We start from the raw sequence: 14,992 nt of genomic DNA on the forward strand, positions 1-14,992 counted from the left end.
TTATACAAGTATGGTTAGATCATTTCTAAATTCAGATATAACTATTCTTTTAATAATCAATGTGGCTCATGCAAAAAAAGGTAATCAGTATTATGGATACAGGTGTTTAATTGAAAAGTATTCATATCTAGAGCATTTGGTTATTGATGGTGAGGTATTTGTTTCAGGTTGCCGTGAAGATGTTGGAAATGGATATGCTTGGGAGAATGCTCTTGATGCTGATTCTTATGTAACAAAGCTCCAAATACTCGATGATATCTGTAAGGAGTTTCCATTGTCATCTTTTGGTGAGAATGACTGGAAGGATTATGTAACAAAGGTCAAGGGTCAGGCAATCTAATCATTTACTAAACATTCTAGTTTTTGTCACTTTTATTTTTTATGCTCCTTTACAACAAGCAAAAGCATAGACATAAGTTGCTCAATAGCGTTATTTAAAATGTTTAAAATGAGGTCTTACTAGTAAAAATTCTTCTCCATAGTGACTGCAGGGTTAAATTTTAATGCTGTTTCGATATGGCCGAGGCACGATGAGCATAGCGCATGTTCTCCAATGGATTTAGTGCTGTCTATTCTGCAGGTTGGACCAGCGCACTAAAACTCTGCTCAGGTAACTTTATTCAAGTTTGATAGTTACCAGGCTGGCTCACTTCTCGCTGAAGTAGAATTCACCCGTCAGGCGCTTGTCACGGTAATACGCGAAGAATTTGGAAATTATATCTATAGCGAGAGAGTTTCCGAGTACATCGACCATCAGGATCAGCTTGTTGAAAATATGCTCACCAGCGGTTAGTGATTTGCCATGCATTTTGAACCAAAGTTCAACCATGTGTTTCTGAGTCTGACGGTCTACCGATTCACATAGCCAGGACTTCGCCTCCGCCTCATTCATGGTGTGATGCTCAAAAGCCAGCGCTTCGCCTTTGGTGGGAAACTACTTACGGATACTAATTTCGGTGAGGTAGCATTCGCCAATCCATTATACTTGTGTCGAGTTTTTGTATTGTCATAAAAAAAGCCCTCATGTCTGAGGGCTTTTATAACTGTGTGCTTGAACAGTACTCAATGAATATTTGTGAACATATACACTTGTAGTGAGTTAAAAAGATTACTTTGAGTTAATTATCTTATCTAGTATCTTGGAAAATTCATTAAATTTGTTTAAATCATGTACACCATGTTTTTTAAGGTATTCTTTTGCTTGATTAAGCATCATTTCTGTTTCAGTTTCGGCTTTATATCTTGTTTTGTTAACTTCGATGCCGCTAGACATTATGATATTCGCAGCTAAATTTAAAATTATTAAGCAGTGAGTGTCATTGAGTAATATTTTTTTTACATCTTCACAGTTTTTTTCAATTTTATTACTATTTAAAGGATGTGTTTCTTCACCCATGGTAAGTATTCTTGTAATCATTAAGATATGGAATCTGATTTTTTTAAATTTATTATCAAGCTCCCCGCTCCTGAAGAATTGCTCTATTTTATAATAACAAAGTGCGCTCAGGTAATAAGGTGATAATTTATGTTCCATATTGAACATTTGTCCTTTGAATCTGTTAACTATCGTTCCATAATATGCACTGACAAGATGCGGTGAATTAAGAAACATTGAAGCAAAACACTTTATTTGTACGGGTATAGATATAATTTGTGTTTTCTTTATATCAGCAGAGTTATATTGCTGAGAACGTCTTTCATAATATAATTGCTGACTTTTTTCTGAAGAGAAATACAACTCTAGATTTTTTTGAAATAAACTTAATGACTCGAGTTGTTCTGGTTTTACTTCAGTTTGACTATTTGTTGCTAATGTAATGTCGGTTTTTATCTCATCACTATCTGTAACGACGATTTTGATTGGGACAAATACATTATTCACACCCTCTAGTTTCTGGCAATCATGAAGTACATGGCTTGTTTGACAGCCATTAACAACTTGATAATCTCGTAATGTAAATCTATTACCAGCAGGAGTAAGAGAAGATGCGACAATTGTAACACCATTGTTTAAAACACTAAATAAATCAAATTTTTTGTTTTCTAACGTGGATTTAATTTTTTTATTTACTTCATTTTCGCCCTGAAAATCACGAACGTTATCATCAAAAATGCTATGGATTGTCTCATTTTCATCCTGAATAAGCTTAATGTATTCCTCAAATGGGATAACGCCAAGATAAGCTTCTTTAACTTCTTTTATATCGGGCAATGTGATTCTGTTAATAAAATTTATTGTTGTTGATAATTTGTTTTTGGTCTCATGATAAAGTTTTTGAATTTCAGTTGCACCGTAAGGTGTTATTTGAACTTTTTCAAAGATCCCAATTTGCTCTATTTCAGAATGGCCATTTTGTATTATGGCAAGCAAATTGGCATCATTCATCCATCTACCTGTTGTTACATAATACATCCTTGCGTTCGGTCTTCTATTAATCATTAGGTCAGACCTTGTAAAAATCAGCTCCCACAACTCTTTTAATTCTTTAATAACACTATTTTGAACTAAAGCCGGTCTTTCTGAAAGAAAATCTTTTATTCCAAATATGAAGTTTCCAAGCTGTGAACCATCAAAAGAAGAACTAGTTTTTGCTTGTATAAAAGTAATGTCGATATCTAAATAACTACTCGATTCTGCAATATCTGTAAATGCATCAATAGAATTTATTATTTTTCCATTGATAGTGATTACTAATCCATCAATTCCACAATCGTTTCCGGAGCCAGTGTGAACATCTTCCAGTTCAAAACTGCTTCTGTTCAATTTAGATATGATGGCATAGTTACAAAAATGCTCAAACCTAACGCTTTCAGATAAGGCTTTTAGTTCGTATTGCTTTGTGAATGATTCTAATAAGGAGTTTGTGATTTTGTCCATAATTTATTCCTTTCGCTGTATGCTATAAATTCAAATGCTTTATTTATTAATATGTCAAGAAGGTGTAATGAAATAAAAAATCTAGCTAATAATAGTATTTCATTAAGTAATAACTCAAAGAATTGATTGTTATCCAAACTGAGCACTTGACTTCTCTGTGAATATTTTATTATGTTATTTATAATAAAAGAATTTTCAGTTTTTAATAACCTAATACCATTAGCTGATGTGAGTGGCTGTTCACCGGCAAGGTATCTGACATTTTTATCTATGATTATGCCGAGGTTTTTAGCGGCTTCAGGAATAATGCATCTATCTAGAATTAATTTAGAAGGAATGAGTTGTTCATTTTCTATCGTTTTCACTGATGCGCTTATCAATCGTTCACCATTTGGTGTTGATGGGATAGTGGTATTCTTAGGTGATAAATATGGTAATTTATTTTCATTGTCAGAAGTTAGCGATGCTAATGAAGCACATGTGTCCTGCGCACACTGAATTATATAATTTGCAGGTAAAATATCCCTCAAATACCGGCTAGCAAGCATACGACTAGAAATACCTAACTTCTCACATAATGCCTGCTTTGTACCAATACCACAAGCTTCGATCATACGATCATTCGCAGCTTTTCCAACTCGACGTAAGTTCATACTAATCCCGAAACGTGAGTAATCACCTATTATCCCGGCTAATCACAAGCCAATAAATGATATTGCATCATGATCCCTGACATTTCAATCACTCTGAATACGCCTTACGTCACAATCGAACGATATAACGAGTTAACAGGGCTGACGGTCATCGTTTTACCCTAGCTGATAGCGATGCCTTTACGGGGATGATTGCCACTTAGCTGCATACCTGTGAGCTGAAGAAGAAAGAGGCCATGCAGGTGAAACGACGGTGAAAGAAAACTGCCGCGCCCAAAGAGCCGAGAGCAAAACAGGGCGATTACCTCGTGGAAATGGATGAAAACGTACTAGTTCTCGACCGTACCTATGCCAACCTTAGCAATGCGGAGCGTGCTGCAAAGACCCAGTGTGAGCGCCTGCAGCGCGGTGTGGCGTCATTCTCCCTGCTACTCGCAGATGCCGGGCCGATGTCTACACCGAAATGCCCGTGAAAGTGAGCGGCTCCAAGCAGCCTATTGATGATGCGGAGTGGACGATCACCACCCTGACGTATACCGTCTGCCGGGTAACGGATTTACGACCAGCCTGGATCTCGAAGAGAAAATAGATGAGTCGAAATTGAATGCTTAGTTCAAAAATGAGAACAATAACGTATCATTATTGCGAACTGGTTAAGAGTGAGGGCTGAACGAAATGATGAACTGTCCCATGTGCGGGCCAGGCCGCACATACTAACAATAGCTTTCAGGTTTCCAGCGGAACCAAAGAACGATACTACTAGTGCACCAATATTGAGTGCGGGCATACGTTCGTGGCACATAAGACTTTTGTTCGGTCCGTCTGCCGTCCGCAAAAAATCAGCGCCGCACCGCCACATCCGAAAGGAATGCAGGAACAATTAGCTTATTGATCCAAGATCATAGGCGTAGTCTTTTATCACTGCGCTATTAGTCTTCTTCTGAAACCCCTTTCATCAGCAATCTCCATCAATCTTGCCTCGGCAGCAGCCAGCCTCCGCATTTCCGAAAGCGTCATTTTAAAGCCATGAGCATTTCCCTGAATGTTTAGTGGTAAGGAAAGCGATGCGATCAGTGTGTCTTCAAGTTCCCAGGGCGCTTCGACAGGATGCCAGTGAACTTTGGCATTCTTTTCCATCCAGGCGTCAAGCCACTGCTCGCCAGGGTGAGTAAATGTCATTCTGGATCCTGAACCCACGCGCCGCAGGGGAAAGCCACTTAAACCACTCAATAACACACCTAGCGTGCGCCTGAGTGTTGATCCAGCCGCATTGCCGCTGTAATGCGTTTTGATGCGTTTCCTTAAGTTCGAACGGCTGTTAGGTTTCCCCCTCTGGTCGGGTGAAATACCAACGTATAGCAGCGTGTAACCGTCTAAGGTAATGCAGCCCTCTGTCGGCACACCTGGAGGGATCTCCTTAAACCACCAGAAGTAGACTCCATTTACTGGCGGAACTGGCGATGGTTTGCTCATCACTTCCGTTCTGCTGTAGGTTTTCTCGGGATAAAAATCGAACATGCGGCTTTCCTTGCTGACGTTTTTCCTGATTTTATTCTTTTGCTGTCAGGGAGCGATAGTTTTATGAAGCCTGGAAGAAGAAAGTAATGGGATAAGTTTTTTTTCCGGAGCTGACGCCCAGCATCAGAAAGCGTGGCTGTAAGCGATTGATTCTGTGAGTGAGTGGATTTCAGACAACAAAAAACCCATCAACCTTGAACCAAAACGGCGGGGTTGATGGGCTCCACAAATTGGGGACATCAAAGAAAAGCAGTGGCACTAGTTATGACTGCCCCCTGATAAAAAAGTTCTGCGCGTAACAAAAATATTTTCCGCCACGCGCATTCTTAGGAGTTATCCGAGTCCGGGCCAGATGATGATGATCAGCGTACCCGCAAGTGTGAGCAGTACGTTCGCGATAGCATAGGTGCCCGCATACCCCAGCGCCGGGATGTTGCTGCGCGCGGTGTCGCTGATGATTTCCATGGCCGGCGCACAGGTACGCGCCCCCATCATTGCCCCGAAGAGCAGGGCGCGGTTCATGCGCAGCACGTAGGCACCGAACAGGAAGCAGATCACCACCGGTACCAGGCTGACGATAAGTCCGGAAACCAACATCTGCCAGCCGACGGCGCCGAGGCTGTGACCAATCCCGCTGCCCGCGCTTAAGCCCACGCCCGCCATAAAGACCATCAGACCGAACTCTTTCACCATGTTCAGCGCGCCCTGCGGAATGTAGCCGAAGGTCGGGTGGTTCGCTCGCAGGAAGCCCAGCATGATCCCGGCGAACAGCAGCCCGGCGGCGTTACCGATTCCGAAGCTGAAGTTGCTGAACTGGAAGGTGATCATCCCGATCATCAGGCCAACGATAAAGAAGGCGCAGAAGGCCAGCAGGTCGGTGACCTGGCTGTGAATGGAGATAAAGCCGATGCGGTCGGCCACGGTTTTCACGCGGCGGGCGTCGCCGCTGACCTGCAACACGTCGCCTTTGTTGAGCACCACGTTGTCGTCGATAGGCATCTCAATCTGGCTGCGGATCACGCGGTTGAGGAAGCAGCCGTGGTCGGTCAACTTCAGCTGCGCCAGGCGGCGGCCCACGGCGTTATGGTTTTTCACCACGATCTCTTCGGTGACGATGCGCATGTCAAGCAGATCGCGGTCGAACACCTCTTTGCCGTTACGGAAGCTCGGGTCGAGACGGGCGTGGGCGTCCGGGTAACCTACCAGCGCGATGTCATCGCCCATCTGCAGCACCGCGTCGCCGTCCGGGTTTGCCAGAATGCCGTTGCGGCGGATACGTTCGATGTAGCACCCCGTCTGGCGGTAAATCCCCAGCTCGCGCAGATTTTTGCCGTCAGCCCAGGCAACCAGCTCTGGCCCGACGCGATAGGCGCGGATCACCGGGAGATAGACTTTACGTTTGGAATCGGTATCGAGACCGCGCTCGCGGGCGATTTGCTGGGCGCTGGTCTGCAGATCCTGATGCTGCAGTTTTGGCAGGTAGCGTGCGCCAACGATCAGGCTCACCAGACCAATCAGATAGGTCAGGGCATAACCCAGGCTCAGGTGGTCAAGTGCGGTAGAAAGCTGCGCGCCGGCCATGCCGGAATGGCGCAGGGTATCACCGGCACCCACCAGCACAGGGGTGGAGGTCATGGAGCCTGCCAGCATACCGGCCGTTAACCCGATATCCCAGCCAAACAGTTTACCCAGCCCTAAGGCGATCAGCAGCGCGCTGCCGACCATTACCAGCGCCAGCATCAGATAATTTTTGCCGTCGCGGAAGAAAATTGAAAAAAAGTTCGGTCCCGCTTCCACGCCAACACAAAAAATAAACAGCATAAAACCTAAGTTGAGCGCGTCCGTGTTAATGCTGAAGTGCTGCTGGCCTAATAATAAGGAGACGACTAAAACGCCAATGGAATTACCAAGTTGAACTGAACCCAGGCGCAATTTACCCAGGCAAAGGCCCAGCGCCAGTACCACAAATAATAACAGGATGTAATTCCCATTTAACAAGTCTGCGACGTTTATATTCACGGAGGCTAACTTCTTGTTTACCAGTAAGTTGTTGAATGAAAGGACTTTTTGGGCTACTGTTTTCTGGGTCAGGGAAAGGCGTTAACGCTCCCTGTTTCCTGCTTTATTCCCTAAAACATTAGCTGGCGTGTAGTTTAATCGTATTAGCTACTGACAGCTACTGATTATCGCATCACCCTGTGCGTACTTTGGCAAGGATTGCCGCATTGCTTTATCTGACTGGGCGTCTACCCGACGAAAGTGTATTTGATAGAGATAAGTCAGGAGGATAGTTTGAACATTAAACGAAACTGGGCGGGGGTGATCAGCTGCTTTTTGCTGTTCACGGTCGTATGCATGTCGCTTGCTTTTAACGTGAAAGGGGCATTCAGGGCGTCGGGTCATCCGGAGCTGGGGCTGCTCTTTTTTACGCTGCCGGGGGCTGCTGCCAGTTTTCTCTCCCGTAAAGGGGAGGTGGTGAAGCCGCTGCTGGGCGCCATGCTGGCTGCGCCGCTCTGTTTGCTGCTGATGCGCTTGCTCTATATCTCAACGCGGAGTTTCTGGCAGGAGCTGGCATGGTTGATGAGCGCCGTATTCTGGTGCGCTCTTGGCGCGCTCTGCTACTTATTTGTGCGCAGTCTGCTTCATAACCGGCGGCACCACAAATAAAAACGCCCTCTCGGTGAGGGCGTCTTCACATTACTGGGCGGCAAACAGGCCCAAATGCTCTTTGGCGTAGGCTTCAAAGTCCGTGCAGCCGCCGATGTGTTTCTGATCGAGGAAGATCTGCGGTACGGTTTCAACCGGCTTGCCGACGGTTTTTTCGAGATCCGCTTTCGTGATGCCTTCCGCGTGGATATCCACGTAGCGGAAGTTGAAGTCATCGCGCTCTTCGGTCAGTTTCTCAGCCAGCTCTTTCGCGCGTACACAGTATGGACACCCTGGACGACCAAAAATTACTGCAAACATTTCTCTCTCCTCAAAAAACAAGCCTGACGGCGAATAAGACATATAGTGCCCGATAACCTGCCGCCATTAAAGAAGGTTTCGCCTGTCGCTTTGATACAGTCAGGCTATGTTTCGCCAATTACACCGTGCAAATCATTGCCTATACTGGCTGCCATACGTATTTAGCACGACAAAGAGAGAGAAGATGACACCCACAATTGACCTGCTCCGTTCCCACCGTTCCATTCGCCACTTCACTGATGAGCCGATTACCGAGGCGCAGCGTGCCGCGATTATTGACAGTGCCAGGGCGACCTCGAGCTCCAGCTTCCTGCAGTGCAGCTCCATTATCCGCATCACCGATCCGGCCATGCGTGAGCAGCTGGTGACGCTGACCGGCGGGCAGAAGCATGTGGCCCAGGCGGCGGAGTTCTGGGTGTTCTGCGCCGACTTCAACCGTCATCTGCAGATCTGCCCTGAGGCCGAGCTCGGACTGGCCGAACAGTTGCTGCTGGGCGTGGTGGATACCGCGCTGATGGCGCAAAACGCCTTCACGGCGGCGGAGTCGCTGGGATTAGGCGGCGTTTACATCGGCGGTCTGCGTAATAACATCGAAAGCGTGACCGAGCTGCTGAAGCTGCCAAAACACGTGCTGCCGCTGTTTGGCCTGTGCCTCGGCTGGCCTGCGGATAACCCGGATCTGAAGCCGCGCATTCCTGCGGCGATGCTGGTGCATGAAAACCACTACCAGCCGGTCGATCAGGACGTCCTGAATCAATACGATGAAGAGCTGGCAAACTACTACCTGACGCGCAGTAGCAATAACCGTCGCGATACCTGGACTGACCATATTCGTCGCACCATCATTAAAGAAAATCGCCCGTTTATTCTTGATTATCTGCACAAACAGGGCTGGGCGACGCGATAGTCCATTTATCCTGCGCCTGCCTGCGTATATGATACGCAGGCTTTTTCCATGTCTTCAGAGAGGTGCAGGGTGAAAATTGCCATATTGTCCCGGGATGGAACGCTCTATTCATGTAAGCGCCTGAGAGAAGCGGCGGCGAAACGCGGGCATCAGGTTGAGATCCTCGACCCGATGTCCTGTTATATGAACATCGACCCGGCCGCCTCGTCGATTCACTACAAAGGTCGCAAGCTGCCGCATTTTGATGCGGTCATCCCCCGCATCGGCTCCCAGATTACCTACTACGGCACCGCCGCGCTGCGCCAGTTCGAGATGCTGGGCAGCTATCCGCTCAACGAATCCGTCGCCATTTCCCGCGCCCGCGACAAGCTGCGCTCGCTGCAGCTCCTTGCCCGTCAGGGGATCGATCTCCCCGTCACGGGGATTGCCCATTCACCGGACGACACCAGCGATCTGATCGACATGGTGGGCGGCGCCCCTTTGGTGATCAAGCTGGTGGAAGGCACCCAGGGCATTGGCGTGGTGCTGGCGGAGACGCGTCAGGCAGCGGAGAGCGTGATTGACGCCTTCCGCGGGCTGAATGCCCACATTCTGGTGCAGGAGTATATCGAAGAGGCCAAAGGGCGCGACATCCGCTGCTTCGTCGTGGGAAACGAGGTGGTGGCAGCCATTGAGCGTCAGGCCAAAGAGGGCGATTTCCGCTCTAACCTTCACCGCGGCGGCGTCGCGCGTGTAGCCGATATCAGCGACCGCGAGCGGGAAATTGCCGTGAAAGCGGCGCAAACCCTGGGGCTGGACGTGGCGGGTGTAGACCTGCTGCGGGCGACGCGCGGGCCGCTGGTCATGGAGGTGAACGCCTCGCCGGGGCTGGAAGGCGTGGAAAAAACCACAGGGGTCGATATTGCAGGTAAAATGATCTTATGGATCGAGCGTCATGCGACGCCGGGCTACTGTCTGAAAACGGGTGGTTAAATGGATTACCGCGCGCTTTTTGAGTACCCTATGCGAAGTTTTTATTAAAGAGGCTGCATCGCGATGGATTTACAGGTCGTACCTACACTGGATACGTTACGTCAATGGCTTGATGATGCCGGAATTACGTTCTTCGAATGCGATTCCTGCCAGGCGCTGCATCTGCCTCATATGCAGAATTTCGACGGCATTTTCGATGCCAAAATCGATCTGATTAACGACGTGATCCTTTTCTCCGCGCTGGCCGAAGTGAAGCCGTCCGCGCTGCTGGCGCTGGCCTCCGACCTGTCGGCCATCAATGCCAGTTCTTTGACGGTGAAGGCATTTCTCGACATACAGGATGATAATCTGCCAAAACTGGTCGTTTGCCAGTCTTTATTCTCCGGGGCAGGGCTATCGTTCAAGCAGTTCGCCTGGTTTATGCGCCTGAGCGAAGAGCAAATTTCGATGGTCATGATGGAAGCCAATGCACATCATCTGCTGTATAGCGCGGAAGATGATGCAGAGAATAATGATGCATCTCCCAATTTTCTTCACTAAGCCTGTCTGACTTTTGCGCAGTCGCTGCCACGGCGGCTGCAGAAGGCCATTTTTTCTGCTGCTTTTAACCTTCCTTTAAAGAATTATTCACCTCCCTGAAGGCCGTTTCGGCTTATCACGTAGACTTAACTTGCATAAAAAATTGATAAAAGGCGTTTTTTCGTCTGGGCTATAGCCGGAGACACGGGCTACAGTTATTCTTGCGATGCTTCAAAAAGCGAGCGGAAGCTGCCGGGTAAAGAGGTTTCTTTTTATTTTGAGCAGAGCGACAAACTATGCATGATTTTTGCATATATCCAGATTGCACAGTTTTAGTTCGTTTGTTAACGAGCTTTCAGAAGGAATAACACTATGATCGCCTTGAATAAAAAATGGTTATCGGGTCTGGTTGCGGGTGCTCTGATGGCCGTCTCTGCCGGCACGCTCGCTGCGGAACAAAAAACGCTGCACGTTTATAACTGGTCTGACTATATTGCGCCGGACACGGTGGCAAATTTTGAAAAAGAGACCGGCATTAAAGTGGTCTACGACGTGTTCGATTCCAACGAAGTGCTGGAAGGAAAACTGATGGCGGGCAGCACCGGGTTTGACCTCGTGGTGCCTTCCGCAAGCTTCCTCGAGCGCCAGCTGACGGCAGGCGTTTTCCAGCCGCTGGATAAGAGCAAGTTACCGAACTGGAAAAATCTCGATCCGGAAGTGCTGAAGCTGGTGGCCAAGCATGACCCGGACAACAAATACGCGATGCCGTATCTCTGGGCGACCACCGGTATCGGCTTTAACGTCGATAAAGTGAAGGCGGCGCTGGGTCCGGACGTGAAGCTGGACAGCTGGGACGTGGTGCTGAAGCCGGAAAACCTTGAGAAGCTGAAAAGCTGCGGCGTCTCCTTCCTCGATGCGCCGGAAGAGATTTTCGCGACCGTGCTGAACTACCTGGGCAAAGACCCGAACAGCAATAAGGCGGATGATTACACCGGCCCGGCGACCGATCTGCTGCTGAAGCTGCGTCCAAACATTCGTTACTTCCACTCTTCCCAGTACATTAACGACCTGGCGAACGGCGACATCTGCGTCGCGATTGGCTGGGCAGGGGACGTATGGCAGGCGGCTAACCGCGCGAAAGAGGCGAAAAACGGCGTGAACGTCTCTTACTTCATTCCGAAGGAGGGGGCGCTGGCCTTCTTTGACGTCTTCGCGATGCCGGCTGACGCGAAAAACAAAGACGAAGCGTATCAGTTCCTCAACTACCTGATGCGTCCTGACGTGATCGCCCACATCAGCGACCACGTTTACTATGCGAACGGTAACAAGGCCTCCGTGCCGCTGGTGAGCGAAGAGATCCGTAATAACCCGGCTATCTATCCGCCAGCGGATGTGTTCGCCAAGCTCTTCACCCTGAAAGTTCAGGATCCAAAAATTGACCGCGTGCGTACCCGCGCGTGGACCAAGGTGAAAAGCGGTAAATAACGGCGTTTGGTATTGCTGCCCGGTGGCGCTATCGCTTACCGGGCCTCTACAACCCGTAGGCCGGGCAAGCATTAGTGCCGCCCGGCGATGCGCACCCTGACGGTGCGTTTGCACCAGTTTTGATCTCTACCGGAGAACACCCCGTGAATGACGCGATCCCCCGCCCGCAGGCGAAAGTCCGTAAAGCGCTGACCCCGCTGCTTGAAATTCGTAACCTCACCAAATCTTTCGATGGCCAGCATGCCGTGGACGACGTCAGCCTGACGATCTATAAAGGCGAAATTTTTGCCCTTCTGGGGGCCTCTGGCTGCGGTAAATCGACCCTGCTGCGTATGCTGGCCGGTTTTGAACAGCCCACCGCCGGGCAGATCGTGCTCGACGGCGTGGATCTCTCCAGCGTGCCGCCGTATCAGCGCCCGATCAACATGATGTTCCAGTCCTACGCGCTGTTTCCGCATATGACGGTGGAGCAGAACATCGCCTTCGGCCTGAAGCAGGACAAGCTGCCGAAAGCCGAAATTACCGCGCGCGTGGCCGAGATGTTGAGCCTCGTGCACATGCAGGAGTTCGCGAAGCGTAAGCCGCACCAGCTCTCCGGCGGCCAGCGCCAGCGCGTGGCCCTGGCCCGCAGCCTGGCAAAACGCCCGAAACTGCTGCTGCTCGACGAACCGATGGGCGCGCTGGATAAAAAGCTGCGCGACCGTATGCAGCTCGAAGTGGTCGATATCCTTGAGCGCGTGGGGGTGACCTGCGTGATGGTGACCCACGACCAGGAAGAGGCCATGACCATGGCCGGACGTATCGCCATCATGAACCGCGGCAAGTTCGTGCAGATTGGCGAACCGGAAGAGATTTATGAGCATCCGACCACCCGCTACAGCGCGGAGTTCATCGGCTCGGTTAACGTTTTCGAAGGGCTGCTGAAAGATCGTCAGGAGGATGGCCTGGTCATCGAATCGCCGGGGTTGCAGCATCCGCTTAAGGTCGATCCGGATAACTCGGTAGTGGATAACGTGCCGGTCTACGTCGCGCTACGTCCGGAAAAGATCATGCTCTGTGAAGACCCGCCTGCTGATGGCTATAACTTTGCCGTCGGGGAAGTGGTGCACATTGCCTATCTGGGCGATCTCTCTATCTATCACGTGCGCCTGAAAAGCGGGCAGATGCTCAGCGCGCAGTTACAGAACGAACATCGCTATCGCAAGGGACAGCCGACCTGGGGCGACGAAGTGCGCCTGTGTTGGGATGCAGACAGTTGCGTTGTGCTGACGGTATAAGGAGCGGCCAATGAGTACACTTGAACCTCCAGCCCGCGTCGAAAAGCCGGGCGGCTTTGCCCACTGGCTGACGCGCATGCAGATGAAGCACGGCCGCAAGCTGGTGATCGCCATGCCGTACGTGTGGCTGATCCTGCTGTTCCTGCTGCCGTTCCTGATTGTTTTCAAGATAAGTCTGGCGGAAATGGCGCGGGCGATCCCGCCTTACACCAACCTGCTGGACTGGGCCGACGGGCAGCTGACGCTGACCTTAAACCTGGGTAACTTCCTGCAACTCACCGACGATCCGCTCTATTTCGAAGCCTATCTGCAGTCGCTGCAGGTGGCGGCGATCTCGACGCTCTGCTGTCTGGTGATGGGCTACCCGCTGGCGTGGGCGGTGGCGCACAGCAAGCCGTCAACGCGTAACATCCTGCTGTTGCTGGTGATTTTACCGTCGTGGACCTCGTTCCTGATCCGCGTTTACGCGTGGATGGGGATCCTGAAAAACAACGGCGTGCTGAATAACTTCCTGATGTGGCTCGGGGTTATCGATCAGCCGCTGACGATCCTGCACACCAACCTCGCGGTCTATATCGGCATTGTGTACGCCTATCTGCCGTTTATGGTGCTGCCGATCTACACGGCGCTGACGCGTATCGACTACTCGCTGGTAGAAGCGTCGCTCGATCTCGGTGCCCGTCCGTTAAAAACTTTCTTCAGCGTCATTGTCCCGCTGACCAAGGGCGGCATTATCGCCGGGTCGATGCTGGTCTTTATCCCGGCGGTGGGGGAGTTTGTGATCCCTGAACTGCTCGGCGGGCCTGACAGCATCATGATTGGCCGCGTGCTGTGGCAGGAGTTCTTCAATAACCGCGACTGGCCGGTGGCCTCGGCGGTGGCGATCGTGATGCTACTGCTGCTGATCGTGCCGATCATGTGGTTCCACAAGCATCAGCAGAAACAGATGGGAGATCACGGATGAACAACTTACCGGTAGTGCGCTCCCCGTGGCGAATTGCGATCCTGGTCATCGGCTTTACCTTCCTGTATGCGCCGATGCTGATGCTGGTGATCTACTCGTTTAACAGTTCCAAACTGGTGACGGTCTGGGCAGGCTGGTCGACGCGCTGGTACAGCGAGCTGTTCCACGATGATGCGATGATGAGCGCGGTGGGGCTGAGCCTGACCATTGCGGCGCTGGCGGCGACCATGGCGTCCGTGCTGGGCACGATCGCCGCGCTGGTGATGGTACGCTTCGGGCGTTTTCGCGGTTCAAACGGCTTCGCCTTTATGATCACCGCTCCGCTGGTTATGCCAGACGTGATCACCGGTCTCGCGCTGCTGCTGCTGTTCGTGGCCCTGGCGCACGCCATCGGCTGGCCGGCGGACCGCGGGATGCTCACCATCTGGCTGGCGCACGTCACCTTCTGTACCGCCTATGTCGCGGTGGTGATCGCCTCGCGCCTGCGCGAGCTGGATCGCTCCATTGAAGAGGCGGCGATGGATCTCGGCGCGACGCCGCTGAAGGTCTTTTTCATCATCACCCTGCCGATGATTATGCCGGCGGTGATCTCCGGCTGGCTGCTGGCGTTTACCCTGTCGCTCGACGATCTGGTTATCGCCAGCTTTGTCTCCGGCCCGGGGGCGACGACGCTGCCGATGCTGGTCTTCTCAAGCGTGCGCATGGGGGTCAACCCGGAGATCAACGCCCTGGCCTCTATCATCCTCGGTGTGGTCGGAATTGTCGGATTTATCGCCTGGTATTTGATGGCGCGCGCGGAAAAACAGCGCGTGCGCGATATCCAGCGTGCAAGACGCGGCTGAAGGATTTAAA

General features: G+C 50.5%; 14 protein-coding genes and 4 pseudogenes. 12 read left to right on the top strand and 6 right to left on the bottom strand.

Annotation, left to right across the window (positions count from 1 at the left end):
• Positions 1 to 340: putative phage abortive infection protein (locus ACMWJS_RS00005; RefSeq protein WP_414746415.1), on the top strand; the 340-nt coding region annotated here is incomplete at its 5' end.
• A gap of 199 nt (positions 341 to 539) precedes the next feature.
• Here the strand turns inward: ACMWJS_RS00005 and ACMWJS_RS00010 are convergent.
• The 3 genes and pseudogenes from ACMWJS_RS00010 to ACMWJS_RS00020 form a co-directional block, all read right to left on the bottom strand.
• A pseudogene (locus tag ACMWJS_RS00010) lies at positions 540 to 1,010 on the bottom strand (site-specific integrase); the annotation flags it as partial.
• A 98-nt stretch (positions 1,011 to 1,108) separates the two neighbouring features.
• On the bottom strand, positions 1,109 to 2,878 hold the full coding sequence (locus tag ACMWJS_RS00015; protein ID WP_262790392.1) for an AIPR family protein: 1,770 nt from the start codon (positions 2,876 to 2,878) through the stop codon (positions 1,109 to 1,111).
• Positions 2,851 to 3,531 carry a helix-turn-helix domain-containing protein gene (locus ACMWJS_RS00020; RefSeq protein ID WP_414746416.1) on the bottom strand — a complete coding sequence of 227 codons (681 nt, stop codon included), beginning with the start codon at positions 3,529 to 3,531 and terminating at the stop codon, positions 2,851 to 2,853. The genes ACMWJS_RS00015 and ACMWJS_RS00020 overlap by 28 nt, the downstream gene beginning before the upstream one ends.
• A gap of 69 nt (positions 3,532 to 3,600) precedes the next feature.
• Between ACMWJS_RS00020 and ACMWJS_RS00025 the strand changes: the two are divergent.
• The 3 pseudogenes from ACMWJS_RS00025 to ACMWJS_RS00035 form a co-directional block, all read left to right on the top strand.
• A pseudogene (locus tag ACMWJS_RS00025) lies at positions 3,601 to 3,681 on the top strand (regulator); the annotation flags it as partial.
• Positions 3,675 to 4,143: pseudogene (locus ACMWJS_RS00030) on the top strand (phage late control D family protein); the annotation flags it as partial. The pseudogenes ACMWJS_RS00025 and ACMWJS_RS00030, both read left to right, overlap by 7 nt.
• Before the next feature lie 63 nt (positions 4,144 to 4,206).
• A pseudogene (locus ACMWJS_RS00035) lies at positions 4,207 to 4,423 on the top strand (ogr/Delta-like zinc finger family protein).
• Positions 4,424 to 4,449: 26 nt separating this feature from the next.
• On the opposite strand, the gene ACMWJS_RS00040 reads toward ACMWJS_RS00035, so the two are convergent.
• Positions 4,450 to 5,049, bottom strand: coding sequence for a GIY-YIG nuclease family protein (locus ACMWJS_RS00040; RefSeq protein WP_414746417.1), 600 nt, complete (start codon positions 5,047 to 5,049; stop codon positions 4,450 to 4,452).
• 333 nt (positions 5,050 to 5,382) lie between these two features.
• Entirely contained in the window at positions 5,383 to 7,068 is a 1,686-nt protein-coding gene (locus ACMWJS_RS00045) for an aspartate:alanine antiporter (RefSeq protein WP_014169303.1), read from the bottom strand.
• 273 nt (positions 7,069 to 7,341) lie between these two features.
• Here ACMWJS_RS00045 and ACMWJS_RS00050 point away from each other — a divergent pair, with 273 nt between their 5' ends.
• A complete protein-coding gene (locus tag ACMWJS_RS00050; protein ID WP_048222222.1) occupies positions 7,342 to 7,716 on the top strand; it encodes an inner membrane protein YbjM in 375 nt (124 codons plus the stop codon).
• Positions 7,717 to 7,746: 30 nt separating this feature from the next.
• On the opposite strand, the gene ACMWJS_RS00055 is transcribed toward ACMWJS_RS00050, so the two are convergent.
• Positions 7,747 to 8,016, bottom strand: a complete 270-nt coding sequence (locus ACMWJS_RS00055) for a GrxA family glutaredoxin (protein ID WP_006809455.1) — start codon at positions 8,014 to 8,016, stop codon at positions 7,747 to 7,749.
• Positions 8,017 to 8,200: 184 nt separating this feature from the next.
• Here ACMWJS_RS00055 and nfsA point away from each other — a divergent pair, with 184 nt between their 5' ends.
• The 7 genes from nfsA (at position 8,201) to potI (ending at position 14,982) form a co-directional block, all read left to right on the top strand.
• Positions 8,201 to 8,923, top strand: coding sequence for a nitroreductase NfsA (gene nfsA, locus ACMWJS_RS00060; protein ID WP_414746418.1), 723 nt, complete (start codon positions 8,201 to 8,203; stop codon positions 8,921 to 8,923).
• A gap of 69 nt (positions 8,924 to 8,992) precedes the next feature.
• The gene (gene rimK, locus ACMWJS_RS00065) at positions 8,993 to 9,895 is read left to right on the top strand and encodes a 30S ribosomal protein S6--L-glutamate ligase (RefSeq protein ID WP_045908436.1); all 903 of its coding nucleotides are present in this window, start codon (positions 8,993 to 8,995) and stop codon (positions 9,893 to 9,895) included.
• A gap of 63 nt (positions 9,896 to 9,958) precedes the next feature.
• Complete coding sequence (locus tag ACMWJS_RS00070) at positions 9,959 to 10,435, top strand: YbjN domain-containing protein (protein ID WP_003858385.1); 477 nt, start codon at positions 9,959 to 9,961, stop codon at positions 10,433 to 10,435.
• A 351-nt stretch (positions 10,436 to 10,786) separates the two neighbouring features.
• Entirely contained in the window at positions 10,787 to 11,899 is a 1,113-nt protein-coding gene (gene potF / locus ACMWJS_RS00075) for a spermidine/putrescine ABC transporter substrate-binding protein PotF (RefSeq protein WP_262807887.1), read from the top strand.
• A gap of 143 nt (positions 11,900 to 12,042) precedes the next feature.
• On the top strand, positions 12,043 to 13,176 hold the full coding sequence (potG, locus tag ACMWJS_RS00080) for a putrescine ABC transporter ATP-binding subunit PotG (RefSeq protein WP_021240929.1): 1,134 nt from the start codon (positions 12,043 to 12,045) through the stop codon (positions 13,174 to 13,176).
• Between the two features lie 10 nt (positions 13,177 to 13,186).
• Positions 13,187 to 14,140 carry a putrescine ABC transporter permease PotH gene (gene potH, locus ACMWJS_RS00085; RefSeq protein ID WP_024907854.1) on the top strand — a complete coding sequence of 318 codons (954 nt, stop codon included), beginning with the start codon at positions 13,187 to 13,189 and terminating at the stop codon, positions 14,138 to 14,140.
• A complete protein-coding gene (gene potI, locus ACMWJS_RS00090; protein ID WP_008503447.1) occupies positions 14,137 to 14,982 on the top strand; it encodes a putrescine ABC transporter permease PotI in 846 nt (281 codons plus the stop codon). The genes potH and potI overlap by 4 nt, the downstream gene beginning before the upstream one ends.
• The last annotated feature ends 10 nt before the right edge of the window (positions 14,983 to 14,992 follow it).

This window comes from Enterobacter sp. HK-058-C-ECC, assembly GCF_047531125.1.
Classification (GTDB): domain Bacteria; phylum Pseudomonadota; class Gammaproteobacteria; order Enterobacterales; family Enterobacteriaceae; genus Enterobacter; species Enterobacter quasiroggenkampii.

What these genes read in the sequence shown, in the direction of transcription:
- potH (WP_024907854.1), top strand. Translation starts at nt 13,187, where the DNA reads ATGAGTACACTTGAACCTCCAGCCCGCGTCGAAAAGCCGGGCGGCTTT.
- potI (WP_008503447.1), top strand. Translation starts at nt 14,137, where the DNA reads ATGAACAACTTACCGGTAGTGCGCTCCCCGTGGCGAATTGCGATCCTG.
- ACMWJS_RS00020 (WP_414746416.1), bottom strand. Translation starts at nt 3,531, where the DNA reads ATGAACTTACGTCGAGTTGGAAAAGCTGCGAATGATCGTATGATCGAA.
- potF (WP_262807887.1), top strand. Translation starts at nt 10,787, where the DNA reads ATGATCGCCTTGAATAAAAAATGGTTATCGGGTCTGGTTGCGGGTGCT.
- ACMWJS_RS00055 (WP_006809455.1), bottom strand. Translation starts at nt 8,016, where the DNA reads ATGTTTGCAGTAATTTTTGGTCGTCCAGGGTGTCCATACTGTGTACGC.
- ACMWJS_RS00015 (WP_262790392.1), bottom strand. Translation starts at nt 2,878, where the DNA reads ATGGACAAAATCACAAACTCCTTATTAGAATCATTCACAAAGCAATAC.
- nfsA (WP_414746418.1), top strand. Translation starts at nt 8,201, where the DNA reads ATGACACCCACAATTGACCTGCTCCGTTCCCACCGTTCCATTCGCCAC.
- ACMWJS_RS00040 (WP_414746417.1), bottom strand. Translation starts at nt 5,049, where the DNA reads ATGTTCGATTTTTATCCCGAGAAAACCTACAGCAGAACGGAAGTGATG.
- ACMWJS_RS00070 (WP_003858385.1), top strand. Translation starts at nt 9,959, where the DNA reads ATGGATTTACAGGTCGTACCTACACTGGATACGTTACGTCAATGGCTT.